The sequence below is a fragment of the Streptomyces sp. NPDC029296 genome (genome assembly GCF_055569255.1).
Genome location: NZ_JBVHXT010000007.1, coordinates 168,692 through 194,585 on the forward strand (window position 1 = coordinate 168,692; position 25,894 = coordinate 194,585).

Annotated in this window: 24 protein-coding genes; 13 read left to right on the forward strand and 11 right to left on the reverse strand. The window is 72.8% G+C overall.

The features are described from left to right. Positions 1-70 precede the first annotated feature (70 nt). The 3 genes from ACZ4W9_RS08595 (at position 71) to ACZ4W9_RS08605 (ending at position 4,971) form a co-directional block, all read left to right on the forward strand. Positions 71-2,854, forward strand: coding sequence for a hypothetical protein (locus ACZ4W9_RS08595; RefSeq protein ID WP_467934131.1), 2,784 nt, complete (start codon positions 71-73; stop codon positions 2,852-2,854). Continuing rightward, on the forward strand, positions 2,851-4,008 hold the full coding sequence (locus tag ACZ4W9_RS08600; protein ID WP_467934133.1) for a ComEC/Rec2 family competence protein: 1,158 nt from the start codon (positions 2,851-2,853) through the stop codon (positions 4,006-4,008). The genes ACZ4W9_RS08595 and ACZ4W9_RS08600 overlap by 4 nt, the downstream gene beginning before the upstream one ends. Before the next feature lie 183 nt (positions 4,009-4,191). Next, on the forward strand, positions 4,192-4,971 hold the full coding sequence (locus tag ACZ4W9_RS08605) for a hypothetical protein (RefSeq protein ID WP_467934134.1): 780 nt from the start codon (positions 4,192-4,194) through the stop codon (positions 4,969-4,971). Between the two features lie 28 nt (positions 4,972-4,999). Here the strand turns inward: ACZ4W9_RS08605 and ACZ4W9_RS08610 are convergent, their stop codons facing one another. From ACZ4W9_RS08610 to ACZ4W9_RS08630, 5 genes are all read right to left on the reverse strand, one after another. Further along, entirely contained in the window at positions 5,000-5,596 is a 597-nt protein-coding gene (locus ACZ4W9_RS08610; protein ID WP_467934136.1) for a dihydrofolate reductase family protein, read from the reverse strand. Positions 5,597-5,825: 229 nt separating this feature from the next. After that, a complete protein-coding gene (locus ACZ4W9_RS08615) occupies positions 5,826-6,329 on the reverse strand; it encodes a DUF2690 domain-containing protein (RefSeq protein WP_467934137.1) in 504 nt (167 codons plus the stop codon). A 155-nt stretch (positions 6,330-6,484) separates the two neighbouring features. After that, complete coding sequence (locus ACZ4W9_RS08620; RefSeq protein WP_467934138.1) at positions 6,485-8,092, reverse strand: MFS transporter; 1,608 nt, start codon at positions 8,090-8,092, stop codon at positions 6,485-6,487. Positions 8,093-8,149: 57 nt separating this feature from the next. Further along, entirely contained in the window at positions 8,150-9,520 is a 1,371-nt protein-coding gene (locus ACZ4W9_RS08625) for an alpha/beta hydrolase (RefSeq protein WP_467934139.1), read from the reverse strand. A 417-nt stretch (positions 9,521-9,937) separates the two neighbouring features. Beyond that, the gene (locus ACZ4W9_RS08630; protein WP_467934202.1) at positions 9,938-10,735 is read right to left on the reverse strand and encodes a PaaX family transcriptional regulator; all 798 of its coding nucleotides are present in this window, start codon (positions 10,733-10,735) and stop codon (positions 9,938-9,940) included. Positions 10,736-10,921: 186 nt separating this feature from the next. On the opposite strand from ACZ4W9_RS08630, the gene ACZ4W9_RS08635 reads away from it, so the two are divergent. The 5 genes from ACZ4W9_RS08635 to ACZ4W9_RS08655 all read left to right on the forward strand — a co-directional run bounded on the left by ACZ4W9_RS08635 (position 10,922) and on the right by ACZ4W9_RS08655 (position 15,690). Further along, positions 10,922-11,833: an SDR family NAD(P)-dependent oxidoreductase gene (locus ACZ4W9_RS08635; RefSeq protein WP_467934141.1), complete on the forward strand. Its 912-nt coding sequence runs from the start codon at positions 10,922-10,924 to the stop codon at positions 11,831-11,833. A 33-nt stretch (positions 11,834-11,866) separates the two neighbouring features. Next, complete coding sequence (locus tag ACZ4W9_RS08640) at positions 11,867-12,748, forward strand: amidohydrolase family protein (protein ID WP_467934142.1); 882 nt, start codon at positions 11,867-11,869, stop codon at positions 12,746-12,748. A 13-nt stretch (positions 12,749-12,761) separates the two neighbouring features. Further along, complete coding sequence (locus ACZ4W9_RS08645; protein ID WP_467934144.1) at positions 12,762-14,318, forward strand: acyl-CoA synthetase; 1,557 nt, start codon at positions 12,762-12,764, stop codon at positions 14,316-14,318. A gap of 58 nt (positions 14,319-14,376) precedes the next feature. Further along, positions 14,377-14,835, forward strand: a complete 459-nt coding sequence (locus tag ACZ4W9_RS08650) for a MaoC family dehydratase (RefSeq protein WP_467934145.1) — start codon at positions 14,377-14,379, stop codon at positions 14,833-14,835. 129 nt (positions 14,836-14,964) lie between these two features. Further along, positions 14,965-15,690, forward strand: coding sequence for a dienelactone hydrolase family protein (locus ACZ4W9_RS08655; protein WP_467934146.1), 726 nt, complete (start codon positions 14,965-14,967; stop codon positions 15,688-15,690). A gap of 66 nt (positions 15,691-15,756) precedes the next feature. Here ACZ4W9_RS08655 and ACZ4W9_RS08660 read toward each other — a convergent pair whose 3' ends face one another. The 5 genes from ACZ4W9_RS08660 to ACZ4W9_RS08680 all read right to left on the reverse strand — a co-directional run bounded on the left by ACZ4W9_RS08660 (position 15,757) and on the right by ACZ4W9_RS08680 (position 20,309). Next, entirely contained in the window at positions 15,757-16,401 is a 645-nt protein-coding gene (locus ACZ4W9_RS08660; RefSeq protein ID WP_467934148.1) for a hypothetical protein, read from the reverse strand. Positions 16,402-16,700: 299 nt separating this feature from the next. After that, on the reverse strand, positions 16,701-17,150 hold the full coding sequence (locus ACZ4W9_RS08665; protein ID WP_467934149.1) for a hypothetical protein: 450 nt from the start codon (positions 17,148-17,150) through the stop codon (positions 16,701-16,703). 169 nt (positions 17,151-17,319) lie between these two features. Continuing rightward, entirely contained in the window at positions 17,320-17,493 is a 174-nt protein-coding gene (locus tag ACZ4W9_RS08670; protein WP_467934150.1) for a CsbD family protein, read from the reverse strand. A gap of 84 nt (positions 17,494-17,577) precedes the next feature. Further along, entirely contained in the window at positions 17,578-17,979 is a 402-nt protein-coding gene (locus tag ACZ4W9_RS08675) for a DUF5955 family protein (RefSeq protein WP_467934152.1), read from the reverse strand. A gap of 11 nt (positions 17,980-17,990) precedes the next feature. Continuing rightward, complete coding sequence (locus ACZ4W9_RS08680; protein WP_467934153.1) at positions 17,991-20,309, reverse strand: hypothetical protein; 2,319 nt, start codon at positions 20,307-20,309, stop codon at positions 17,991-17,993. Positions 20,310-20,886: 577 nt separating this feature from the next. On the opposite strand from ACZ4W9_RS08680, the gene ACZ4W9_RS08685 reads away from it, so the two are divergent. Further along, complete coding sequence (locus ACZ4W9_RS08685) at positions 20,887-21,300, forward strand: lytic transglycosylase domain-containing protein (RefSeq protein ID WP_467934155.1); 414 nt, start codon at positions 20,887-20,889, stop codon at positions 21,298-21,300. 273 nt (positions 21,301-21,573) lie between these two features. On the opposite strand, the gene ACZ4W9_RS08690 is transcribed toward ACZ4W9_RS08685, so the two are convergent. Further along, the gene (locus tag ACZ4W9_RS08690; protein WP_467934156.1) at positions 21,574-22,527 is read right to left on the reverse strand and encodes a LysR family transcriptional regulator; all 954 of its coding nucleotides are present in this window, start codon (positions 22,525-22,527) and stop codon (positions 21,574-21,576) included. A 143-nt stretch (positions 22,528-22,670) separates the two neighbouring features. Here ACZ4W9_RS08690 and ACZ4W9_RS08695 point away from each other — a divergent pair, with 143 nt between their 5' ends. From ACZ4W9_RS08695 to ssuE, 4 genes are all read left to right on the forward strand, one after another. Beyond that, the gene (locus tag ACZ4W9_RS08695) at positions 22,671-22,748 is read left to right on the forward strand and encodes a putative leader peptide (RefSeq protein ID WP_355726404.1); all 78 of its coding nucleotides are present in this window, start codon (positions 22,671-22,673) and stop codon (positions 22,746-22,748) included. A gap of 148 nt (positions 22,749-22,896) precedes the next feature. Continuing rightward, entirely contained in the window at positions 22,897-24,018 is a 1,122-nt protein-coding gene (sfnG, locus tag ACZ4W9_RS08700) for a dimethylsulfone monooxygenase SfnG (protein ID WP_467934158.1), read from the forward strand. Positions 24,019-24,061: 43 nt separating this feature from the next. Further along, the gene (locus ACZ4W9_RS08705; RefSeq protein ID WP_467934159.1) at positions 24,062-25,279 is read left to right on the forward strand and encodes an acyl-CoA dehydrogenase family protein; all 1,218 of its coding nucleotides are present in this window, start codon (positions 24,062-24,064) and stop codon (positions 25,277-25,279) included. 60 nt (positions 25,280-25,339) lie between these two features. Then, the gene (gene ssuE, locus ACZ4W9_RS08710) at positions 25,340-25,894 is read left to right on the forward strand and encodes an NADPH-dependent FMN reductase (RefSeq protein ID WP_467934160.1); all 555 of its coding nucleotides are present in this window, start codon (positions 25,340-25,342) and stop codon (positions 25,892-25,894) included.

Consider the following 25,894-nt stretch of genomic DNA (forward strand, 5'->3'; position numbering starts at 1 on the left):
GGAGCGGACTTACTTGGCATAGTGGAGGCGAGCGGCCGCCGTGTCGCGGAACCTCGCCCGAGAGGACAGCGTGAACCCGTACGCATCACTGCGCGCCGTGAGCCGGATACTCGGCGAGGGGGCCGACGACCGCAGGGTCCTGGACACCCTCGTGGCAGGGGGTGCCGTCGCCGCCGCGGCGGAGCCCGGGGGACGGGCGCCCGGTCCCGGCGCCCTGCTCGGCCGGCTCCGCGCGGGGCGGACCGGCGGGCACGCCGTGCTCGTCCCGTGGACGGATCCGACCGCCCTCTTCGAGCGTGACCCGGCGTCGGCGGACCGGCTCGCCGACGAGTGGGCCGAGGCCTGCGCCGGCACCGAGGGGGTGCGGCTGTCGGTGTCGGCGGCACCGGGCGCGTGCCACGACCTCGCCGCCCTGCTGCGGACCGGACGCCATGTGGCGGCCGTCAGCTCCGCCGCCCCGCCCACCCCGGCCGCCTGCCCGGGCTGGACCTGGCCGCTGCCCGTCGCCCTGCTCCCGGACGGCACCCCGAAGGAACGCACGGATCTCGCGCGTCGTCTGGCCGCGCGCAGTGCGCTGTGGCGGGAGTGCGTCGTCGAGACCGCGCCGGAGGGCCGGTGGGCCCGTGCGGGCCTCGTGCTGTGCCGGGCGGACGCCCTCTCCCACCCGCCCGTCCGCTCCGTGCCGGGGCCGACGGGAGCCGTGGCGATCGCCCTGCTGGAGCCGGGCCGGACGTCCGCCGCCACCGACACCCTGCTCGCCCGTATCGCGGCCCGTCACGGCACCACGAGCGCGGCCCTCGCGGACCCAGGGGGCGACGTCGTCGAGTGGCTGGTGGCCGTGCTCTCCGCCATGGCGCACGACGCGCCCCTGGATCTCGCGCTGGACTGGGCGGCCGCCGTGGTGGGCGCCCCCCGCGCGGCGCTGCGGGCCGACCCGGAGCTGCTGGACACGACCCGGCTGAGCGCGGCGGTCGCCCGGACCGGCATCGGTCCGCCGGGCGGCCCCGGCACCGGCTGGACGCGCTCCCTCCCCGACCCGCGGACCCGCCCGGAGACAGCCGACGCCGAAGCCGGCCTGCGGCGATGGTCCCGCCTGCTGCGCGAGGTCGGGCACGACCGGTACCGGCAGCCGCACCGCGTGGTGCGCACCGCGCTCGTGGAGGCGGCGGGGGCGCCGACCCGGCCGACGGTGCTGCGCCCCGGCACGGACTACCGGCTCACGGTATGGGTCGGACGGCCCGGCAGGGAGACGGCGGCCCAGGAGCCACTGCCCACGGCCTCGTTCGTACCGGACCGCACCCATCGGCTCCGGATCACGGTCGTACCCCTGCACGGCTCGCCGCCGCCCGCGGCGGGCCAGTTCCAGGACGTGGACCTGCCGCCCGCCGGACGCTCCGGAGAGGCCGTGTTCACGGTGGCATCCGGCGCGGCCGGCAGCCCCTTCCAGGTGCGTGTCACCGTCTTCCACCGCCATCGCTTCCTCCAGAGCGGCGTCCTCAGCGGCACGGTGGGTTCGGGGAACGCGCCCGTCTTCGAGATCGACGCCGTGGTCCGCGCCGACACCGACGACCTCGCCGCCCGGACACCGCACGACGCCGCCCTCACCCTCGGCACCGACGCCGGAGGGGAACCCCTCCTCACCGCCGTGACACCGGATGCCGTCGAGATCAGGGCCCCGGCCGACCTCGCCACCACGGTCAGCGCGCTGACGGCGGCCCTGCGCGACCCGGCCGACCACCCCGACAAGTACGGCGGTTACCACAGCGCGGCCTACGAGGAACTGCTGATCAGCCTCGCCCAGAGCGGTCAGGCCCTCTTCCGCGGCCTGTTCGGCGAGCGGATCGGACTGGTGCCCCGGCGGAGCGCCGAGGCACTGCGACGTGCCGACAGCGTCTCGGTCCTCGCCGCCCGGCCGGGCGACCTCCTCCCGCTGGAACTCGTCTACGACAAGCCGCTGCGGGTGGGCGGACCGCTCGGCGTTCCCGGTCGCCTCTGCGCCGACGCCCCGGCCCTCTCCGGTCCCCGGGACTGCGCGGCGCGCTGCCCCGGACACGGCGACGACAGCGTCGTGTGCCCCTTCGGGTTCTGGGGGGCGAGCAAGGTGATCGAACGGTACGTGCACGCCGACGAGTCCGCCGGGCTCGCCAAGGACTTCGCCCTCGCCGTCGGCCCGGCCGCCCGGCGCGGCACGATCGAAGTCGGCACGTCCCTGCTCACAGCCGCCTGCGACCGGGCCGACCGCAACACGGAGCGCGCCTGGTCCACCGCGGTCCGCCTGCTCGGCGCCGAGTCCGCCCCCGTGGCGACCTGGCGCGAACTGGCCCACCGCGCACAACGCCTGCGGGACGGCGGGGAACCACCGGGTGTGCTCCTTCTCGTCGTCCACAGCGAGAGGGTGCCGGCCGGTCCCGCGCGCGGGACGGTCTGCCTCGTGCTGGGCGAGGACGACCGGCTGTCCCTGCACGAGACCCTGGACCCGCTGCTCACCGGTCCCGCCGAACCGAACCCCCTGGTCCTGCTCCTCGGGTGCCGGACCGCCGACCACCGCACGCCGCTGCTCGGGGCCCAGCTCCGGATGCTGGAAGCCGGTGCGCCGGGCGTGGTCGGCACCCTCGCGCCCGTCCTCGCCCGGCACATCGTCCCGGTGGCGGTCGAGCTGATGGCGGAGATCGGACGCATGGCGGGCGAGACCGGCGCCGGACTGCCGCTGGGGGAGGCGCTCACCCGCGCCCGGCGCGCCTGCCTGCTCAAGGGCGAGGCGTGCGCCCTGGCCCTCGTGGGACACGGGGACACGGACTGGGAAGTCCGCGCGACCGGCGGAGCCGGCACCGCGGGCGAGGGAGCACGCGGGTGATCCGGGTGGAGGCGCTGCCGGCGGCGGAAGGGGACTGCCTGTGGGTCGAATGGACGCACGCCGGGCGTCCCCACCGCATGCTGATCGACGGCGGCAGCGGACGCCGCGCACGCCTCCCCGGAGGACTCGCCGACCGGCTCGACCGCCTGCCGGCCGACGACCGCCGGTTCGACCTGGTCGTGTGCACGCACATCGACACGGACCACATCGGCGGTCTGCTCGACCTCTTCTCCCGGCCTCCCGAGGGCTTCGTCGCCGACGAGGTGTGGTTCAACTGCCGTGACCACATCGTCCCCGCCGACCTCCTCGGGCCGCGGCAGGGGGACCGGCTCGCCGCGCTGCTGACCGCGCGGGGTGCCGCCTGGAACAGCCTCGCCGACGGCCGGGCCGTGGCGGTGCCGGACGAGGGCACACCGCCTGTCTTCCACCTCCCCGGTCTCCGGCTCACCCTGCTCTCGCCCCACGAGGAGGGGCTGAGGAAGCTGGGCGCCGCCTGGCCCGGACCGGTGCCCGAGGAGCCCGCGCCGGCCCAGCCCGATCTGCTCGGGGATCCGGAGGACCTGCCCGGATCCGACCCGCTCGATGACGAGGGTCCCGCCGGGATTCCCTGGCGGGAACTCGCCGACGACGCCGGCTACGAACGCGACACACACCCCCACAACGGGTCGAGCATCGCCTTCTGCGCCGAGGACATCACGGGCGCCCGGGTGCTGTTCGGCGCCGACGCCCATGCGGAGACACTCGCCGTGTCGCTGGGCCGACTCGGCGCGGGCCGCCCCTACCGGGTCGACCTGTGCAAGGTCCCGCACCACGGCAGCGCCCACAACATCAGCGCCGCGCTGCTCGACGCCCTCGACTGCCGCCACTGGCTGATCTCGACCCACGGAGGCCGGGCCCTGTCCCCCCGGTCCCGGGAAGCGCGCTACCGGCACGGGGAGGGGGCGCACCCCAGTCTGCGTGCCATGGCCCGCCTGATGAGACCGGGAACGCGGCCCACCTTCTGGTTCAACCACCGGGTGCCGAGCACCGAACGCTACGCCGACGCGTCACTCGCGGCCGCACTCGGCTTCGACGCCGTCCACCCGGAACCGGGCGCGCAGGGCATCACGGTCCTGGTGGACAAGGGGCGGGTGAGGCGGTCCCCGTCCGGGTGACCTCTGACCCCCGGCTTCCGTACGGCGCCCGGACCGGCGGGCGCGATCCGCCGCGGAGGCGCCGTGTCCGCGCCGGGGCGGCGGTCCCCGGGGCGCATGACCGGTGCCCGGGCCGGGTATCCCTGCCGACGGGTGACGCGTGAGCACCCTCGGGTCGGCGCGCACACTCCGGGGGGAGAGGCCATGGGGCATGGAACGCTCTTCGTCCTGTTCGACAAGTACAGCCGACGAGCCCGCCTCAGACCGGTCCTGATCATGTTGCTGCCGCTGGCACTGCCCTTCGCCGCGGGAGCGCCGTCCCTGCCCCGGGGCCGGTGGCTGTGGTCGCTGATCCTGCTGAGCGGTCTGCCGCTGCTCGCCGACCAGTTGGGCCGCAGCAGGGGCAAGCGCATCGAGGCCCGTCTCTTCCGCTCCTGGGGCGGGAAACCGACCGTGCAGCTGTTGCGCTGGCGCGGCCCGACCAACCGGCAGCGGCTGGATTTCCTGCGGGCCCGGATCCAGGACATCGTCGGCCCGTCCCTCCTGCTGCCCACCGAAGAGGAGGAACGGGCGGATCCGCAGCGGGCGGACGAGATCTACGACGCGGCGGCACTGGCCCTGAGAGTGCGGGCACGCGGACTGCCCGGCGCCGAACTCCTCCAGGAACAGAACTGCGAATACGGCTTCCGGCGCAACACGCTCGGGCTGCGCCCGTACGCCCTCGCGACCGCGGTGGCGGCGCTGCTCGCGGTACTGGCCTGGGCCTTCGCCGTCCCCGGCGCCCTCGGACGGCCCAGTACCCCGCTGCTCGTGGTGCTCGTGGTGATGGAGGCGCTGCTGGTGGCCTTCCAGGCCTTCCTGGTGCGGGACCGGTGGGTGGCGTCCGCGGCCTGGCTCTACGCCGAGCGGCTGATGGAGACCTCCGTCCTCACCGGCCCGGACGGCCTGCCCGCCGGCCCCGCCCCCGGCACGGCGACCACCTGACACCACCGCCGGGACGACCCGGGTGTGGTCAGGTGCCGCTGCGGGTGTAGGTGAGGAACACAGCGCCGCTCTCGAGGACGGTGTGGTCCGCGAGGGCCCAGGCGCGCGGGTCGAAGGCGGCCTTGCGAGAGAACAGGGGGATCCCGTTGCCGATGGTCAGGGCGGCGACCTTGAGGACGAGCGTGTCGATCTCCGTGTACAGGGAGCCCGCGAGTTCGGCACCGCCCAGGAGCCAGATGTCCTTGCCGTCCTGCTGTTTGAGTTCGCGTACGGTCGCCACCGGGTCGTCGGCGACCAGTTCGACGGCGGGGTCCGGGCTCTCGGTCAGGGTGCGGGAGAACACCAGGTGACGCAGGTGGGGATAGGCATCGGTGAGGCCGGCCGCCAGCCCGATCTCGTAACTGCGCCGCCCCTCCAGCACGGTATCGAAACGCGTGCCCTCCGCCGTGACGGACAGTGCCTGCCGGGCCTGGACGGGCAGCGTCTCCGGGTACTCCGCCACGAGGTGCTGTATGTAGTCCTCCGGTATGGGCCAGAAGCCGTCGGGACCGGTGGGGTCCTCGCCGTCCGGGCCCGCGATGAAGCCGTCGAGGGTGGTGGCGATGTAGTGGACGAGTCTGCGCATGCCGGGTCCCTTCCGTTGGTCACGCTGTCGCGCTACGGCCCGGCACCGCCGGGTGACCTCCGGAGGTGCGGGACCGCCGAGTGATCATGGCATGCGCCGGCCGACGCGACTACCGCGCCGCGGAACACGGGAAAGCGACCGCGCGAGCCCGCGACCCCTCGTCGGGGGATCGTCGCGTCGAGCGCCGGCCTCGTTCGCCGGCCCGGGCAGGATCCGCGGGAGGAGGCGCCTAACAGAAACCGACCCATGCGTCGTTCGCGCTCGTGCCGGTGAAGGCGATGGCCTGTCCGGAGGCATTGCGCACGATGGCCATCGCCGTGACGCACGTGGAGCCCGGAGCGTAGACCTGCATGCCGAAGGAGGACCCGACCGCCGCGTCCGTCTCGTAGTTCTCGTGGAAACCGAGCCAGCCGCCCTGTCCGTCGGGCTGGCTGGAAGGACGCCGGATCCCCTTCGTGACGGTGTTCGCACCGTCGGACACGGTCATGACGGCACGTACCCAATTGGTCTGGCACGAGGGGGAGTAGCGGACTTCCATCGTGCCGTAGACAGCCTGCGCACTCCGGATCGGCCGTGTGTCGATCGTGACCGCGTCCGCCGCGCACCCCGTGGTCTGCGGACTCGTGCCGGTGTACGGGTCGTTCGGAGCGGCGACGGCAGTCGTGGCCGACAGCGCGACGACACCCGTGAGGATCGCTGATACCGCCAGCGCCCGTTTGGCGACTGCCCGCATGGATGCTCCTGTTTCGAAGGGTGATCCTGCTCGTCCGTCGGCACAGCGAATAGCAGCGGGCCGCGCGGCGCAAGACCTTTTCAGGCCGTAGCCCGAAGCGAAACAGGATGCCGTCGCGTCCGCCGGTCGCGGCGCCCACGACCGGCGGACGTGGGTCACGCGGGTGTCGCCGTCTCGGGGACCGTGGGCGCGGCCGTGCCGGTGTGCCGCGGGGTGTCCGTACGGCGCAGGGCCATCAGGGCCAGCAGACAGGAGACCAGCGCCGCCGCGCCGCAGATCGTGAACCCCAGCGCGTACCCGTGGCCGAGCGCTTGCAGCGCGAGCGGCGCGGCATCGCCCGGAGGGGTGGTGGCCGGGACGGAGTTGACGGCCAGCGGGCCGCCTTCCGCGGCGACCTCGGCGGCGGCCGCCTTCACCTGCGGACTCAGCGAGGAGTGGTGCAGGTCGGAGCTGAACAGCGAGCCCGCGCGGCTGAGGGCGACGGCGCCGATGACCGCCGGGCCCAGGGTGAACCCGAAGTCGCGCAGCAGGCTGGTGGAGGCGCTCGCCATGCCGGCGTAGTGCAGCGGGACGGTGTTCACGGCGGTCGCGGTGATCGAGGAGACGGTCAACGCGAACCCGGCACCGACCAGTCCCAGGGGCAGTACCAGGGAGGTCAGCGCCCGGTCCGCCACCGGCAGGGTCGCGGCGAGGAAGTCGCCCGCGGCCATCAGCGCCAGGCCCACGGTGAGGATCCAGCGCCCGCTGACCCGCTCCAGCAGCCGCGAGGTGAGCGGGGCCAGGACCAGGGTGAGGCCGTTGAGCAGCAGGAAGGCCACGGAGGTGCGCAAGGGGCTCTGGTGCTGCACGGGCCCCAGCCGGATGCTGGTGGCGTAGGCGGTGCCGAGGAAGCTGAACATGCCCACGACCGCGACGACCGAGGCGACCGCGAACGCCCGGTTGGCGAACAGGTCCAGGCGCAGCAGCGGGGAACGGGCGCGCCGCTCGGCGACGACGAAGAGCACGACGAACACCGCGGCGACCACGAACGCGACGACCACCGGGGTCGAGCCCCAGCCGTCCGCGGGCCCCTGGATGACCGCGTACAACAGCGCGAACAGGCCGATCCCGACGGTGATCTGCCCTCCGAGGTCCAGCGAGCGGCCCTCGGGCGCCCGGGAGTCCCCGGCGGCCAGCAGGCTGACCACGGTGCTGGCCGCGGCGATCACGACGACCACCACGAACGCCGCCCGCCAGGAGTCGTGACTGCCCGTGACACCGCCGATGACGGGGGCGACGAACCCACCGGTGGACAGCGCGGCCGCCCACACGGTGATGCCGCGCGCCCGGTCCCGGTGACTGTGCGTGCCCGCCGCGATCATGGCGAGGGAGGTCGGGAAGAGCGCCGCCGCCCCGAGGCCGGAGATCACCTGCCCGACCCACAGCAGATGGACGCCGCCGCTCACGGCGGAGACGGCCTCCCCCACGACGACCAGGACGGAGCCGCCCACGAGCAGCCGCTTGCGCCCGAACAGGTCGCCCAGGACGCCGAAGGTGAGTTCCAGCACGGTCACCGGCAGCAGGAACGCGTCGGAGATCCAGGTCAGTTGGGAGCCGATCGGATGCAGGTCCTCCTGGAAGAGGCCGTTGAGGGTGGCGGGCACGGCGAGGGCGATCTGGGCGAGGCAGACCGCGAGACAGCCGGCGACGAGGGTGCCGAGCGGCAGCCGGCCCGGCGCCGGGCCGGCGGGTCGCGAGGAGGAGAGGGGGTCGGTCAGCGGCATGGCGGGTCCAGGGGTGGGAGGCCGGCGGCGGGGGAGGGGAGGGAAGGAGCAGGTGTGTCAGCGGCCGACGACGAGGCGCGTGGGCCGGTAGGGGACGAACGCCGCTCCGTCGAGGCCGAGCGCCTGCGCGGCACGCTGCAGGGCCTGCGGCGCGGTGCCGCCGTCCCAGCGGCCCGAGACCACCCGGTGCTCCAGTGCGTGCACGCCCGCGACGATCTCGGCCGCGGTGAAGTTGCAGTGGCCCTGGCGGGCGACGTAGGCCTGGCGCAGCAGGGCGCCGTCGCCGGCGGCCCGTACCCGGGCGGCGAACGCGTTCTCCTGCTGCACGGGGACCAACTGGTCGGAGGTGGTGTGCAGGTTCAGCAGCGGCACGGCCAGGCCCTGCCCGGCGGTGGAGGTGCGCTGAAGGCGGCGCACCGCCTGCGGGTCGGCGTGCACCCGAGCGCCGCGGGTCAGGGCGGTGAGGTCGGCGCGCAGGTCCAGTCCCGCCGTCCGGTACAGCTCCCGGACCGCGTCGGCGTGTTCGGAGGAGCGCAGCAGGCCGGCGTAGTCCACGCCCGCGTTCCAGGAGGTGTTGCCGCCCGCCGACTGCTCGACGGAGTAGCGCGCGGGCCCGATGAACGACAGCACGCCCTGGGCGAACCAGGCGTACTGCTGGGCCTCCTGCCCTTCGGCGTCGCCGGGCGCGGGCGGGTTCTGTCCCGGGGCCCAGTCGGGCAGGTTGAGGTACGCGGCGGCGAGCGCGATCCGTGCCCGGCCCGCGGGTGTGGCCTGGGCCCGCTCCACGGCGGCGGTGAGCCGGGCCGCGGTCGCGGCGGCCGCGTCCTGGCTGGCGAAGCCCACCAGATCCAGGTGCTCGTCCGGGGCGAGCAGGGAGGCGATGGTGTACTCGGCGTCCAGCTGGTAGTTGTCCAGGTCGACGCCGCCGGCGACCAGGCCGCACAGCCCCAGGGCGCCGTCGATGCCGCCGTCCGCGTCCCGCGCGAGTCGGGCGTTGACCAGGCCGCCCATGGACTGTCCGACGGACAGGGTGCGGGCGGGGCGGCCCGCGGCGGCGGCGAACGCCTCCCGGGTGGCGAGCTGGTCGCGCTCGGCGCTCTCCAGAGCCCACCAGGGGCCGTTCGGGTCGTAGGAGGAGCCGGCCAGCGCGTAGCCCTCGGCCAGGAGGGCCTGGCCGGCGGCGGGGGAGGGCGCGTCCTGGGCGATGGTGGGGCCGTAGCCGTGGCTGAACAGCAGCAGGGTGCCGTTCCAGTGGGAGGGCAGGTCGGCGATCCAGCTCGCGCCGTCCGCAAGGCGCCCGCTGAGGTGGCGCGTGGCGGCGGCCGGTGCGGCGGTCCGCGGGATGTCGCTCCGCGCGGCGGCGGGGGCTGCTGTGGCGAGGGCGAGTGCGGCGGCCAGCGCGGCCGCGCCGAGCGCGAACTTCGGCATGTGCGGGCTCATCTCTGTACGGCGGATGGGGCTGTACGGCGGATGGGGCGTGACTGTGCGGAAGGCGTGTGCGAACGGAAGCGGCGTGTCTGTACGGGAAAGGCGTACGCGGGGCATGCGGGCGAGCGAACGACCGCCGGAGAGCGTCTCGGGGTGCTGTTCGGCGGGCTGTGCCGGCGGTGCTGGTGTCCATAAGCCGCCGCTGGGCAGGCGGACGGCGTGGCGGAAGGGGTCCGCGGAGCCTCGGTGCCAGCGGCGGGTGCGCCGAATATAGGGCCGATTGCGGACGGCGGTCAATGAAATGACGAACGTTTGTGGCCCCGGCCATCCGGCAGCCCCGCGGGCCGCGCCGGCACGGCGGCCCGTGGGCGGCGCCGGCGCGGCGGCCCGGGGCGCCGCGCCGTGGCCCCGCCCCGCTCAGTCCCGCCCGGCCGCCGGTTCCGCCGGGATGGTGTCCAGCACCGCGTCGGCCAGTTGCTTGGCCGGGGCGTCGTACCGGGCGGACAGGGTGCGGAAGACGTGCTCGGCGCGGATGGCGGGCCAGTCCGCGGGAAGGTGCTCCGCGGGCAGGCGCGGATCGGACCGGACGACCTGCAGCCAGTCGGTGTGCAGCAGGAGCTGCCGGGCCAGGTCGTCCGGGGCGGACGGCAGGGGATCCGGGCGGTCCCACTGGTCGAGGAAGGCGTGGTAGCGCCCGGCGATGCCGGCCGTGTCGAAGGCCCGGTGCAGCAGCTGGGCGGCCTCGGTCGGTTCGGCCGCGTGCCCGCGCAGCACGTTGAGGTGGTCCTCCAGGCCGAGCCCGGCGACGACGGCGGGGACGTCCGGATGGCCCGGCGCGATCCACAGGCCGTTCTGCAGCGGGCCGAAGCCGGCCCACACCAGACGTGAGCGCAGGTCGTGACGCTGGCTGCGCCAGGCCTCGGGCAGCGAGAAGCCGACCAGGGTCCAGGTGCCGTCCCAGTCGCGGTTGACGGCACCCGCGCCCCAGACGCGGTCGTGACCGTCGCGCAGCACCTCGGCGGAGCGGGCGGTGAGCCCGAAGTACATCTTGCGGCCGCGGCGGTGACGGGCCAGCAGGTCGCGCTTGACCATCCGGGTCAGTGTGGAGCGCACCGCGTCCTCCGAGACCCCGACGCGCGCGAACACGTCGATGACGCTGCCCGAGTAGACCGCGCTGCCGTGCTCCAGGACGTACAGGCCCAGGAAGCTCAGCATCAGCGTCTGCGGCCGCGCGGACGCCGCGGCCCCTTCCTCCTGGCCCGTCGAGGGCTTGGTCTGTGTCCCGGTCACGCGGCTCAGTGTAGGGGGCGGCGAGAATGTTCGGCACACCATTGACGGCGGTAATCAAGACGCCTAACGTCGGCCGGGTCGGCACACCCGCAAGGCAAGGACTGCGCACACATGGATCTTTCGCACAAGGTCGCCGTCGTCACCGGCGGCGGACGCGGCCTCGGATTCGCCTACGCCTCGGCCCTGGCCCGCGCCGGCGCGGCGGTGGTCGTCAACGACGTGGAGGCCGAGGCCGCCGGGCACGCGGTCGAGGAGATCACCACGGCCGGCGGCCGGGCCGTGGCCGAGGTGGGCCCGGTGGGGACCAGTGAGGTCGCCGAGGCGCTGGTGGCCCGGGCCGTGGACGCCTTCGGCCGGCTGGACGTCATGGTCACCAACGCCGGCATCCTGCGCGACCGGGTGCTGTGGAAGATGTCCGACGACGACTTCGACGACGTGGTCCGCGTCCACCTGCGCGGCACCTTCACCTGCGTACGGGCCGCCGCCGTGCGGATGCGCGAACAGGGCGAGGGCGGCCGCGTCATCACGGCGTGCTCCCCGGCGGGGCAGCGCGGCAACTTCGGCCAGACGAACTACGCCGCGGCCAAGGCCGGAATCGCCGCGATGACCCGTACCTGGGCCATGGAACTGGCCCGGGCCGGCATCACCGCCAATGCCCTGGTCCCGGTCGCCGCCACCGGCATGACCCGCACCATCCCCGCCTTCGCCCCGTACATCGAGGCGTGGGAGGAGCGCGGCGAGCCGCTGCCGGACCGGCTGCGCAAGGCCGAGGGCTTCGGCACCCCGGAGGACGTCGCCGCCCTCGTCGTCTACCTCGCCTCCGACGCCGCGGCCTCGGTGACCGGCCAGTGCATCGGCATCGGCGGCGACAAGCTGTCCCTGTGGTCGCACCCGCAGGAGGTCGCCACCGCCTACCGGGACGGCGGCTGGAGCGCCGACGGCATCGCCGCGGCGTGGCCCGTTTCGGTCGGCCGCGAGCCGCAGACGTACGGCATCCCCGCCCCCCAGGCACCCGGCGCCTGAACCGCCCACCGTGCCACGGAAGGAGAGCCGACGATGACCTCCCCGAACCCCGACCACCTCGTCGCCATCGACGTGCACACACACGCCGAGGTCTCCAAGGACGGCCACGGGGCGCTCAGCCCCGAACTGTTCGGTGCCTCCGCGGAGTACTTCAAGGCCCACGGGCACCGCACGCCGACCATCGACGAGATGGCCGCGCACTACCGCGAACGCCGCATGGCCGCGGTGGTCTTCACCGTCGACGCCGAGCACGCCACCGGACACCCGCGGATCTCCAACGAGGAGGTCGCCGAGAGCTGCGCCGCCCACGCCGACGTCCTCATCCCGTTCGCCTCCGTCGACCCCCACAAGGGCCGGGCGGGGGTCCGCGAGGCCCGCCGCCTGGTCGAGGAACACGGCGTGCGGGGCTTCAAGTTCCACCCGAGCATCCAGGCGTTCGCCCCCGACGACCGCCTCGCCTACCCGCTGTACGAGGCCATCGAGGAACTCGGCGTGCCCGCGCTGTTCCACACCGGTCAGACCGGCATCGGCGCGGGCGTCCCCGGCGGAGGCGGCATCCGGCTGAAGTACTCCGACCCCATGCTGGTGGACGACGTCGCCGTGGACTTCCCCGAGCTGCGGATCATCCTCGCCCACCCGTCCTTCCCCTGGCAGGACGAGGCGCTGGCGGTGGCCACCCACAAGCCGTACGTGTACATCGACCTGTCCGGATGGTCGCCGAAGTACTTCCCGCCGCAGCTGGTGCGCTACGCCAACACCCTGCTCAAGGACAAGGTCCTCTTCGGCTCCGACTACCCGGTCATCACCCCCGACCGGTGGCTGTCGGATTTCGAGAAGCTCGACATCAGACCCGAAGTCCGCCCGAAGATCCTGAAGGACAACGCCGCCCGCCTGCTCGGCCTGACCACAGACTGAAACGGAGGCCGCCGTGCGCAACCAAGGCATCGGCTCCTGGCCCGCACGCCGAGCCCGCAAGACCCCCGGGCGGACCGCCGTGGTCCACGAGGACCGCGAGGTCACCTACCGGCACCTGCACGAGCGGGTGCTGCGCCTGGCCCACGCCCTGCGCGCCCTGGGTGTGGCCCGCGGCGACCGGGTCGCCTATCTGGGGCCCAACCACCCGGCCTTCCTCGAGACACTGTTCGCCGCCGGATCCCTCGGCGCGGTGTTCGTCCCGCTCAACACCCGCCTGACCGCACCCGAACTGGCCTACCACCTCACCGACTCCGGCGCCGCCGTCCTCGTGAACGCCCCGGAACAGGCCGAGACCGCCGCCGCGGCCGCCGCCGACGCCGGCGTGCCCCACCGCATCGCCCTCGCGGGACCCGGCTCCGGCGCCCTCGGCTACGACGACCTGCTCGCCCTCGGCGGCACCGAACCGCTGGACGAGCCGGTGGCCCCCGACGACCCGTGCATGATCATGTACACCTCGGGGACCACCGGTCACCCCAAGGGCGCCGTCCTCTCGCACGCCAACATCGTCTGGAACAGCGTCAACGTCCTGGTCGACCTCGACCTGGCCGCCGACGAGGTCACCCTGGTGACCGCCCCGCTGTTCCACACCGCCGCGCTGAACATGACCTGCCTGCCCACCCTGCTCAAGGGCGGCCGGGTCATCCTGCTCGGCGCCTTCGACCCCGACCGCGTCCTGCACCTGATCGAGAGTCACCGGGTGACCTGCATGTTCGGCGTGCCGACCATGTACGACGCGCTCGCCGCCCGGCCGCGCTGGCCCGAGGCCGACCTCTCCAGCCTGCGCAGCCTCAACTGCGGCGGCGCGCCGGTCCCCGAACGCACCATCGCCACCTACCTCTCCCGCGGACTGGACTTCGCCCAGGGCTACGGCATGACCGAGGCGTCTCCCGGGATCCTCTTCCTGGACCGGGAGCAGACCTTCGCCAAGGCGGGCTCGGCGGGGGTGCCGCACTTCTTCACCGACACCCGCGTGGTGCTGCCCGACGGCCGCGACGCCGCGCCGGGGGAGCGGGGGGAGGTCCTGGTGTCCGGGCCCAACGTCATGACGGGCTACTGGAACCGGCCCGCCGAGACCGCCGCCGCGGTCACCGACGACGGCTGGCTGCGCACCGGGGACGTCGCCCGCACCGACGAGGACGGCTTCGCCTACATCGTCGACCGGGTCAAGGACATGTTCGTCTCCGGCGGGGAGAACGTCTACCCGGCGGAGGTCGAGAACGTCGTCCTCGGCCACCCCGCCGTCGAGGAGTGCGCCGTCATCGGCGTTCCCGACGCGTACTGGGGCGAGGTCGGCCGCGCCGTCGTCGTCCTCAAACCCGGAGCCCGCGCGGCGGAGGCGGACATCCTCGGCCACCTGCGCGGCCGCCTGGCCAAGTACAAGATCCCCAAGTCCGTCGTCTTCGCCGAGGCCCTGCCCCGCACCGCCTCCGGCAAGCTCGTCAAACCCGCCGTGCGCGCGGCCTTCGCCCCGGCCGCCACCGACGGCAAGCGCCCATCCCCGCCCCACTGACGCTCACCCACCCACAGGCCCGCATACCCGCACCGCGAAGACTGAAAGGACCCCTCCCATGCCCACCACCGCCCACGGTCTCGACGAGCTGAAGTCCCTGGCCGGCACCGACCTCGGCCGCACCGACTGGCGGGAGATCACCCAGGACCGGGTGAACACCTTCGCCGACGCCACGGACGACCACCAGTGGATCCACACCGACCCAGAGCGCGCCAAGGCCGGCCCCTTCGGCGGACCCATCGCCCACGGCTACCTCACCCTGTCCCTGATCATCCCGCTCTTCAACGAGCTGCTGGAGATCGGCGGCATCTCCATGAGCGTCAACTACGGCCTGGAGAAGGTCAGGTTCCCCAACCCCGTGCCCGTCGGCGCCAAGATCCGCCTGCACGGCGTCGTCGACTCCGTGGAGGACGTCAAGGGCGACGGCGTGCAGATGCGGCTCACCTTCACCGTCGAGGTCGAGGGCACCGCCAAGCCCGCCTGCGTCGCCCAGGCCGTCTACCGGCACTACGCCTGACCGGCGGGTGCCCGGCGTCCGGGCACCGAACCGCTGACGGGGTGGCTCCGGAACACGCCGGAGCCCTGCCTTCTGCCGGCGGCAGAACACCGGCCCGACCGGGCTCGACGATCACTACAGTCCAGGCTCATGACGACGGTTACCACGCGCACGATCGAATACGCGGCCGACGGCCTGACCATGATCGGACACCTCGCGCTCCCGGCCGGTGCCGACCGCCGACCCGCGGTCCTGGTCGGGCCCGAGGGGGTGGGGCTCAGCGACGTCGAGCGCCGCCGGGCCGATGCCCTCGCCGAGCTGGGATACGTGGCGCTGGCCTTCGACCTCCACGGCGGGCGCTATCTGGGCGACCCCGAGGACATGCTGGCCCGGTGCATGCCGCTGCTCGCCGACCCCGACCGGATGCGAGGCATCGGCCACGCGGCGCTCGACGTGCTCCGCGCCGAGCCGCGGACCGACCCGGACCGGATCGCCGCCGTCGGCTACGGCACCGGGGGCGCCATCGCGCTGGAACTCGGGCGCGACGGCGTCGACCTGCGCGCGATCGCGACAGTCAACGCACTGACCACGGGCCGACCGGGCAAGGCGGCGAACATCCGCTGCCCGGTGTGGGCCGGGGTCGGGTCGGAAGACCCGATCATGCCGGCCGCGCAACGAGACGCGTTCACCGCCGAGATGCAGGCCGCGGGCGTCGACTGGCGCCTCGTGGTCTACGGCGGCGCCCTGCACGCCTTCCATCACCCACCGGTCGACCACACCGTGCGCCCCGGCGTCGGCTACCACCCGCGGCACGCGCGGCGAGCTTGGCGTGACGTCGTCGACCTGCTCGCCGAGTGCCTGCCCATAACGGAGTGATCCGGTCGGCCACCACGACCCCGGACCGCGAACCGAGCCGGGCGCACCGGGGCGGACGGAAGCGTGTCAACACGAGGCCCGGTCACTGACATTGCGCTCGACGGTCTTCTCCGCCTTGACGGAGGCACCCGTGGGAAGGGCCGGGAAACCGATGCGCCACAGGTTGTCGGGCCGGCCGTCGACGGTGAGGCGCGTGAGGGACTTGTGCAAAGCCGGTGCCACCTCCACTACGGCGATCAGGTAGGTGGCGCCCGCGCCTTCAGCCGGCCCTACGGTGATGGAGTCGGCGCTCCACCGCCCCGCGCCCTCGGTGCTGTCCTGGCGCACCGGTTCGAGAAGGATGTACTCGCCGTCCACCCGTACGCTGATCCACAGGTGGCGCCCGTCGCCGGGTACTCCCACACCGGAGATGTTGACGCAGCGAGGCACGGGCCCACCAGCGGGCGCGTCGATGCGGACCACACGGTCCGGCGGGGGCGCGGGCAGCAGGGCCTGCACACTGACGATCGCTCCGGCCACTACCGCGATCGAGGTGGCGACGGATACCACGCCTCGTGTGGTGGTGCCGAAGAGGACGCGAAGGGTTTGAATCCCATGACGCAGACGGCTTCGGGGAGGGGATGAACGATCCGAATCCTCGTCCGGCGTCCCGGGCGCCGGCTCGGCCAACCGCTCATCCGCCGACGGACCGGACCGCTCGTCTGCACTCATCCGCGGCTTCCTCCTGGGCAGTTTCATCCGATCGGCCGGCACTCGTACGTGTTCGCAGAGGATCCCCCGCACCCACCACTCGGTGCGCTGTTCGGAGGGGTTGGCGACGATGGCCCGTCCGATCCCACCCGGCCCGCAGCCAAGCGCGGATACGCGTCCGACGAAGATGTCCTGCCCACCTGCCGGCCCTCCCACTCGGCCCGGCGGTGCGCCGAACGGGCCACCCGCCCCGGACCGAGTGCGGATCGGGCGCTGACGGTGGAATCACCCACGCCCCCGCCGGCCGGAGGGCGGCCGGGCTACAGGCCGCGGCAGATCTCGCGAGCCTGGTCCAGATCCTTCTTCACGGTCGCGTCGAACTCGAACACCCGGGCGTGGCGGTCCTGTGAGCGGCGAATGGTCTGGGCGAGCTCCTTGTACTGCGCGTCGCCCGCCGCCGCCGACGCGGAAAGCGCCCCGGCTGCCGCATAGCGATGGAAGGCGATCTCGCCGTCCGGGCCCTTCTTCGTGTACTTCCCCGCGTCGAACCCGTCGAGTGCCTCGCACGCGGCACGTGCGTCCGCTGCCGGGGTCCCCTCGGCAGCAGGGGGGTTGGAGCCGGTGCTCATCGCCCATGCGGCGCCCGTGCCCGCGGCACCGAGCACGAGCCCGGCCACGAGGGAGAGCACCACCGTTCTCGTGCGAGTGCCGGACCGCTCGTAGGACGTCGGGGCGGGGGCGAGGGTGGCGGAAGGTCGCTGTGGTTGCATTCGGCCAAAGGTAGCGTGACCGCTCACGACCCGGGCGGGGGGACCGGCGCGCTGCTCCCACGGCCCGGATCCGGTAGGCCGCCGTGAGACGCACACCGGTGCGGCGGAATACCGCGAAGGGCTTTCCCGGCGCACGCGCCCGGAAAGCCCTTCGAAAAAGGAGACATGGTCAGTGCTTGAAGGCGTCCTTGGCCTTTTCCTTGGCCTCACGAGCGTCTCCCGTGCTCTTTTCCGCCTGTCCCTCGGCGGCCATGCGGTCATTCCCCAGGGCGCTTCCCGCGGCTTCCTTGGCCTTGCCCTTTGCCTGCTCGGTCTTCGCCTTGGCCTTCTCGTTGGCGGTCATGGAACAAGCCTCCAGGTGCTTTGACTCATTGTCGCTGTGTTTCACGCGTGCCCTGGCTCTCCCTGAATAAACGATATCGATGACTCAGGGCAGGGGGAGTCCCTGCACCGACTGCGCGAGCTGTCCCACCGCGGTCACGAGCGGGGCCACCGGCTGGACGAACGCGGTGAGGCGGTCCAGGGCCCGGCGCAGGACCGTGGGCTGCGGTTCCGGCTCGTCCAGTTCCTCCCGCAGGCGGCGCAGCTCCCTGGTGGTGGCCTCCGGGTCGGCGAGCAGCGCCCGGTGTTCCCGCAGCAACCCCTCGACCCGCGCGAGGAGTTCCGCCGTCCTGCCGGCCTGCGCGGCGTCCGGCGGCGGGAAGGAGACCGGGCCGGAGATCGCCTGGGCGCCTTGTCCCACCGCCTGGTTGCCCACGTAGTGGGTGCCGCCGTTGACGACGAGCCCGTGGTTGACGGGAGGCTCTCGCCGCCCGTGGTCGTCACGCATGACGGGACCTCCTACTGGCCGGGGACGCCGGCGGCGCCGGGGGCGGACGTGCCGGCCTGCTTCGGGAAGTTCTGGGTGGCGGTCGCGCCCGCGCCGATCGCCTGGTTGCCGATGATGCTCGTGCCGCCCTGCTGGATGAGGCCCTGGTTGAGGATGGTCTGCTGCTGGACGCGGAAGTCGGTGGTGTCGTAGCCGTGGGAGTCGAGGAACTCGCGGACGGCGGCGAAGGTGTGCCGCTCGACCAGTGAGGTGATCCGCTGGGCGTCCAGGACCTGGAAGTAGTTGTGGTAGTCGGGGCTGAGTGCCAGTTCCCGGACGCTGACCCGGGCGCCGTAGTCGTAGAGCGGGTCCTGCTCGATGGCGGTCAGCTCGTCGGACATCCGCTTGAGGTGGCGGGCCTCGAAGCGGGCGTGGCGCAGTGCGCGGAAGGGCGCGGACATCAGGGCCGGGCCGGTGTGGAGCACGGCGTTCACCAGCAGGCCGCGTTTGGCGGCGGCGGAGAGGGGGCCGTCGAGGCGGTCCACGACGTGGTAGGCGGCACGCACGGGGCCGACGACGTGGTGATCGATGTGGAGGTGGAGCGTTCTGCCCACGGTCGCCAGGTGCAGGAAGGTGCTCGGCACCACGTCACCGCCCCACATGGGCACGTGGACCGCGAGACAGTGGCGGACCGTGCCGGTCGGCCGGAGCATGATCTTCTCGACGGTCTCCGCGGAGAGTCGGGTGACCGGGGCCAGTGCCGTGGTGCTGGTGAACCGGTCGTCGGTGCCGAGAGTGGTGCCGTTCACGAAGACCCGGTCCTCGACCGTGAGGGAGGCGAGGGCCTCCTCTTCCGCCGTGGGGACCGCGCCGTCGGCTCCCCGCGCCGCGACCGACCGGAACCGTTCGCGGAGGTGACCGACGATGTCGGCGGTCGTGAACGGCCGCGGCGCGGCGGGGCGTGCCCGGAGGCCGACGGTGTCCTCGGCGGGCAGCAGCGGCACCGCGAGGGACCACTGCGAGCTGGTCGCCGTGTAGCCGACGAAGGGGGCGTATCCGCTGTACACGGTGACGTTGCCGTCCCGTGCCTCCTTGACGGCCTCCATCCGGTCGGCGACCCACTGCGGCCGGTGCGCCGCGTCGGCGGGCTGCCCGCTGAAGGTCTTCCGGGTCAGGGTGGTGCGCAGCAGGCGGTCGACGTCGAGGTCGTGCCGGACGACCGTGACGTAGGCGAAGGCCGCGGCGCCGAGCGAGGCGAGTACGGCCGGTACACCGGCCAGATAGGTGCCCAGCAGCCACCCCCAGAAGCCGTCGACCGGCAGGGAGGAGAAGGCGATCGCGCAGGTGAGGGAGAGGAGGGTGACCACGCCGGCCGTGATCCCCAGGCGCAGCAGAGTCCAGCCCTCGGGCTGGTGCCGCCCGCGGGTCGCCAGGCTCGGCCGCCCGCCGGTCTGCCGGACGGCCGAGAGGATCACCGTGACGCCGACGAGCCACACGGGCGCGAGCAGCGCGACGACCCCGAAGGCCGCCGTCAGGCGCAGGTCGCGGCCGTGCCGGAGGTCCTGGGCCGCCAGGCAGTGCCGCGCCACCGCCTCCAGGTCGACGCCGGGGGAGGGGGCCACGGCGCCGGCCTCGTCCGCCAGTACGTCCTCCACCACCCGGTCGGCGAAGCGTTCATCCACGTAGGCCGCGGCGCACAGGTACCGGGTGACGTCCCCCGGTTCGCGGCCGACCGGCATGTTGAGCGGTGCGGTCGTCACGAATGGTCTCCCTTCCGCGTGGTGCCGTCGCCCCGGCCGGGCGCCGGTGCGTCTCGGAGCGGGTCCGCGTGACGGCCCGGCGAACAGGAGCGCCAGCAGCACGCCGAGCGCGAGGCCGAAGATCAAGGAACTGCGGGCCAGACCCACCGCGACTGTGTCGGCCGGTGGCAGCGGTGCGTCGTCGACGAGGGCCACGAGCAGGCCCAGCCCGGCGAAGTTGGCGAGCAGCGCGGTCAGCACGCCCACCATGAGACAGCCGCCCCATCCGGGTCCGCGGCGGGCCGACAGCCACGAGACGAGGAGCACGAGGGTCGCGAGCAGCACCAGGACGCTCAGGTCGTTCGCGACCAGCCCCTCCGTGCCGGCGTACCGGTCGGCGGACACGTCCCACCCCGGGGAGAAGGCGGCCTGCGTCACCCAGCGCAGCAGGTCGGTCTCGGATCGTTCGATGTAGAACTTCCGTGTGTAGAAGTCCAGGAGCGGCCGCTGCGCCCAGGGGCTGCCGGCGACGACGACGATGAGGATCAGGAGTGTGAGGCGCCGGCGCAGGCCGGCCTTCTGACCGGGCGCGAGCTGCCGGACGATCGACATCTGGGGTCCCCCCTCCCCGTTGCCGTGGATCGGTGGCCGCACTCTATGGCATGACCCCGTCTCCGCAACCATGAACGGCAAAGCTCCTACCGGAACGGGAAACGGGAGCGAGGGGAGGGGTACGAGTCTCCGCGCGTTCCGCTCGGGTCCGTGGCGAGGCGGGCGCTGCGCCGGGTGACCCGGCGGGCCGCCTTCGAGACCGCGGCCACATTCGAGGGTCCCGGACGGTGACCCTGCGCGAGGATCCGGGCGCGGGGTGTGCGCGGGCCGGTGAAGGACCCCACATGACCCACGTCACCTACGACCCCACGCCGTAGCACCTTTCGCCCGATTTACCTCTTCCCGCACCCCCTCTGACCTGCGGATTGAGACGCACGCCACATTCCCGGCATTCTCGCCCGATCCGGCCACAACTAGTAAAGGGGGTCATTGCGGGCACCTCCCGGGGCTGCTTATCTGGATGACGTCGCCAGGCGCCACGAGCCCACAGCGGGCCGCGGCGCCGACGCATGCGGACCACTCCACATGGCCCACCCCATGCGAGCGACACCCCCGTCCCCGACGCAAGAGGTACTCCGTGACCGTCTCCATCATCCGCCGCATCGCTTCCCCGAAGAAGGCCCTCACCACCGCCGCCCTGGCCGCCGCCACCGCCGGCATGGCACTCACCGCCGCCCCGGCTCACGCCGCCCCGGCCCAGGCCTCCTCCGCCCAGGCGATCGCGCACAAGATGATCCCGGACGCCGCGCAGTTCAACGCCTTCAGCAAGATCGTCTCCCACGAGAGCGGCTGGAACCCCCACGCCACCAACAGCTCCTCCGGCGCCTACGGCCTCGTCCAGGCACTGCCCGCCTCCAAGATGGCCTCCGCCGGCGGCGACTGGAAGACCAACCCCGCCACCCAGATCAAGTGGGGCCTGGACTACATGAACTCCCGCTACGGCAGCCCCGTCAAGGCCTGGAACTTCTGGCAGGCCAACGGCTGGTACTGAGCCGACAGCACCCACGCTTCCCGCACCCCCGCCCACCCGGCGGGGGTGCGCGCGTATGCACGGAGAGACACCGGGGTCGACGCCGTCGGAGCGGATCCGCGTCGGGCAGCGGCCGCTCATGTGCGACGGGCATGGTCCCGATGCCGTGCGTCACCGACCGCAAGGCCATGGTCACCGGTGACCCGGGCGTGTGGGAAGCGGCCGGCCGGCGTGGTACCGCGGATCGGCCGCCCCCGGCCGGTGCCGCGCGAGCCTCCGGCACTCGCGGTGCGATCAGTGCGGCGAAGACCCGGACGCGCACGGTCGGGGACCGGCGCCGGTGAGCGTCCCGCCCAGTTCCCGGGCCGTCCGCACGAACACTTCGTGCAGGTCCCGGGCCGCCTGCGGCTGTGACTCCGCTTTGCGGCGCTGCAGCATCAGCAGCACCCCCGTCGTATCCGCGGCGATCGGCCGGTACGTGATCAGGCCCTCCCGCTCCAGTGGGTCCCCGCACACGCTGAAGTCCGGCAGCACCGTCACCCCCAGGCCCTCGGCGACCATCAGCTTGCCCATCTCGGCACCGTCGGTCGAGTACGCGAAGGACGCCGCGCGACCGTCCAGCAGCCGATGCACGTAGCGATGCATCACATAACCGGTGCGCATCGCGATCAACGGCTCGGTGACCAGGTCCTGCACCGTCACCACCGGGCGTGAGGCGAGCGGGCTGTCCGGCCGGACGCACACCACCGGCCGGCCCCGCAGCAGCTCGGTGGACTCGAATTCGGCGGGTATGTCGTCCCCCTCCAGATGGTTGACCAGACCGAGGTCGAAACCGCCCTCCGACAGGGTCCGGTGTATGTCCGACTGCTGCGCGCCGACCACCTCGACCTGGGTGACCGGGTGGGTGGCGCGGAAGGCACGCACCACCGGAATGAGCAGCGGTACCGTCGCCGCGTTGACCGTGCCGACGCGCACCATCCGGCTGATGCGGTGCTGCTCGCCCGCCGCCGCCCTGAGCCTGTCGACCGCCTCCAGCACGCCGAGGACGTGGGGCAGCAGTTCCCGGCCCGCGGCGCTCATCGCGGCCCCGGTCCGTTTGCGCTCCAGCAGATCGACTCCGAGTTCCCGTTCCAGATTGCGCACCGTCTCGCTCAGAGCCGGTTGGGACAGGCGCATTTCCTCGGCGGCACGGCGCAGCGAACCGAGCCGGACGACGGCCGCTATGTACTCCAGTTGTTCTGTTCGCACGCTCGCAGCGTGCGGCGTGTTCCGGGACCCGTTCAAGGGTTTTCCTGTCACACCCTCGTTAATTCCGGTGGTCCGCGCTGCGAAACCGGTCGGGTTTACCTTGACGGTTCCCCCCGGCTGCTGCCAGCATCGTCGGCATGAAGATGCGACTGGACCTCACGCGGCGACGCCATGTCGACCTCGCCCGCGTCTCCAGCGCCTCCTGTCGCACCGCGGCCTGATTCACCGGCTGCCCTTCTCCCACGCCACGCCCGTCGTCACACGGTCGCGTGCCGCGTATTCACCGCATCGCCTGAATTCAGGGTTCCAGCACGCCCTGTGCGATTCGGCGTCAGGGAAACACCGCACATTCCGCAACAGGAGTTCCGCATGTCCGCACAGCCCGTGAAGTTCGCCTATTGGGTCCCCAATGTCAGCGGCGGACTGGTCACCAGCACGATCGAACAGCGCACCGACTGGGGGTACGACTACAATCGCGAACTCGCCGTCCTCGCCGAGAACAACGGCTTCGAGTACGCCCTCAGCCAGGTTCGCTACATGGCGAGCTACGGCGCCGAGTACCAGCACGAATCCACCAGTTTCAGCCTGGCCCTGCTGCTGGCCACCGAGCGCCTGAAGGTCATCGCCGCCGTCCACCCGGGACTGTGGCACCCCGGCGTCCTGGCCAAGCTCGGCGCCACCGCGGACCACCTGTCCCACGGCCGCTTCGCCGTCAACGTGGTCAGCGGCTGGTTCAAGGACGAGTTCACCGCCCTCGGCGAACCCTGGCTGGAGCACGACGAACGGTACCGGCGCGCCGAGGAGTTCATCACCGCGCTGCGCCGCGTCTGGACCGAGGACCACGCCGAACTGGCCGGTGACTTCTACCGGTTGCGCGACTTCTCCCTCAAGCCCAAGCCCCTGCGCACCACCGGCCGGCCGCATCCGGAGATCTTCCAGGGCGGCAACTCCACCGCCGCCCGGCGCATGGCGGGCCGGGTGTCCGACTGGTACTTCTCCAACGGCAAGGACTTCGACGGAGTGGTCGAGCAGATCGACGACGTCCGCGCGTCCGCGGCCGAGGCGGGACGTCCCGCACCGAAGTTCGGGCTCAACGGCTTCCTCATCGCCCGCGACACCGAGCACGAGGCCCGCGAGACCTTGCGCGAGATCGTCGCCCACGCCGACACCGAGGCCGTCGAGGGCTTCGGCGCCGCGGTCAAACAGGCCGGACAGTCCACCGCGGACGGCAAGGGCATGTGGCAGGACTCCTCCTTCGAGGACCTCGTGCAGTACAACGACGGTTTCCGGACGGGCCTGATCGGCACCCCCGAGCAGATCGCCGAGCGCATCGTCGCCTACAAGAAGCTCGGCGTCGACCTCTTCCTGCTCGGCTTCCTCCACTACCACGAGGAGGTCGAGTACTTCGGCAGCCGCGTGCTGCCCCTCGTCCGGGAACTGGAAGCCCGGCTCCCCGGCGCCGACGGCGAGCACGTCCCCGCTCACGCCTGACCCCCCACCCTCCGCACCGCACCGCGAAAGAGGTCACCCCCGCATGAGCACTGCCACGCCCACCGACTGGACCACCCGTCCCGCCCCGCGCACGGCCGCGGACTGGATCGCCCGCGCCGCCGAAGTGGCCGCGGTGCTCGCCGCCGACGCCGCCGAGCGCGACCGGGCCGGCGCCACCCCGTACGCCGAGGTGCAACTGCTGAAGGACTCCGGCCTGGTCACCCTCCTCGGCCCCCTGGCGCACGGCGGCGCGGGACAGGACTGGCGCACGGCCTACCGGGTCGTCCGCGAGGTCGCCAAGGCCGACGGCTCCATCGCTCAGCTCCTCGGCTACCACTACCTCTGGAACTGGGCCGCCCGCCTGGTCGGCACCCGCGAACAGTGGGAGCACGTCGAGGCCGAGGCCGCCCGCAACCGCTGGTTCTTCGGCGGCGCGGTGAACCCGCGCGACAAGGACGTGATCGTCACCGAGGACGGCGACGAGCTGGTCTTCACCGGCCGCAAGTCCTTCTCCACCGGCAGCAGGGTCTCCGACGTCACCGTCCTGGAAGGCGTCTTCGAGGGCACCGACCGCCACGTCTTCGCCATCGTGCCCTCCGACAGCGTGGGCCTGGTCTTCCACGGCGACTGGGACAACATCGGCCAGCGGCTGACCGAGAGCGGCAGCGTCACGCTCGACGGCGTCCGCGCGCCGTGGTCCTCGGCGGCCGGCTACGTGGACAAGCGGTTCCAGCCGCGCGTGTACAACACCCTCAACGTGCCCACCATCCAGCTCGTCTTCGTCAACCTCTACCTCGGCATCGCGGGCGGCGCGCTGGAGACGGCCGCCACGTACACCCGTACCAAGTCCCGTGCGTGGCTGCACGGCGGCCACGAACGCGCGGTCGACGAGCCGTACGTCATCGACACCTATGGCGACCTCACCGCCAAGCTCTGGGCGGTCGAGGCGCTCGCCGACGCCGTCGCCGCCGAAGGGCAGACGGTGCACGACGCCCCGGACGCCGTCACCGAGAAGACGCGTGGTGAGTTCGAGGTGCGGGTGGCGGCGGTCAAGGCGCGGGCCACCGATGTCGCCCTGGAGGTCACCAGCCGCATCTTCGAGGTCACCGGGGCCCGCTCCACGGCGAGTTCCGAGGGACTGGACCGCTTCTGGCGCAACGTCCGCACGCACACCCTGCACGACCCGGTCGCCTACAAGCGGCGTGAGGTCGGCCGCTGGGTCCTGGAAGGCGAACTGCCCGAACCCACCTGGTACTCCTGACCGCTCCACCGACGGGGCGCCTCCCCGAGCGAGGCGCCCCCTCCGCCCGAAAGAGAACCCATGGCCACCGTTCTGTCCGTCTCCGGCAGCCCCTCCGCCTCCTCCCGCACCAACCGTCTGCTGCGCCACCTGGACCGGCGGCTCCTCGCCCACGGCCACCACGTGGTCCCGCTCGACATCCGTACGATCCCCGCCGAGGCCCTGCTCGGCGCGGACTTCCGGCACCCGGCCATCGCCGAGGTGATAGGACTGTTCGCCCGCGCCGACGGCGTCGTCATCGCCTCACCGGTCTACAAGGCCGCGTACTCCGGAGTGCTCAAGGCGCTCCTCGACCTGCTGCCGCAGTACGCCCTGAACGGCAAGACCGTGCTGCCGCTGGCCACCGGCGGCAGCACGGCCCACGTCCTGGCCATCGACTACGCGCTGCGCCCGGTCCTGAATTCCATGGGAGGCCCGCACATCGTCCAGGGGTGGTTCACCCTGGACCAGGACCTGACGGTGCACGACGACGGCTCCCTCACCGTCGCCCCGGCCGCCGACGAGGCACTGACCCGTGTGATCGACCACTTCTCGGCCGCACTCGACCGGGCCCCGCTCCTGGCCGCGGCGGGCTGA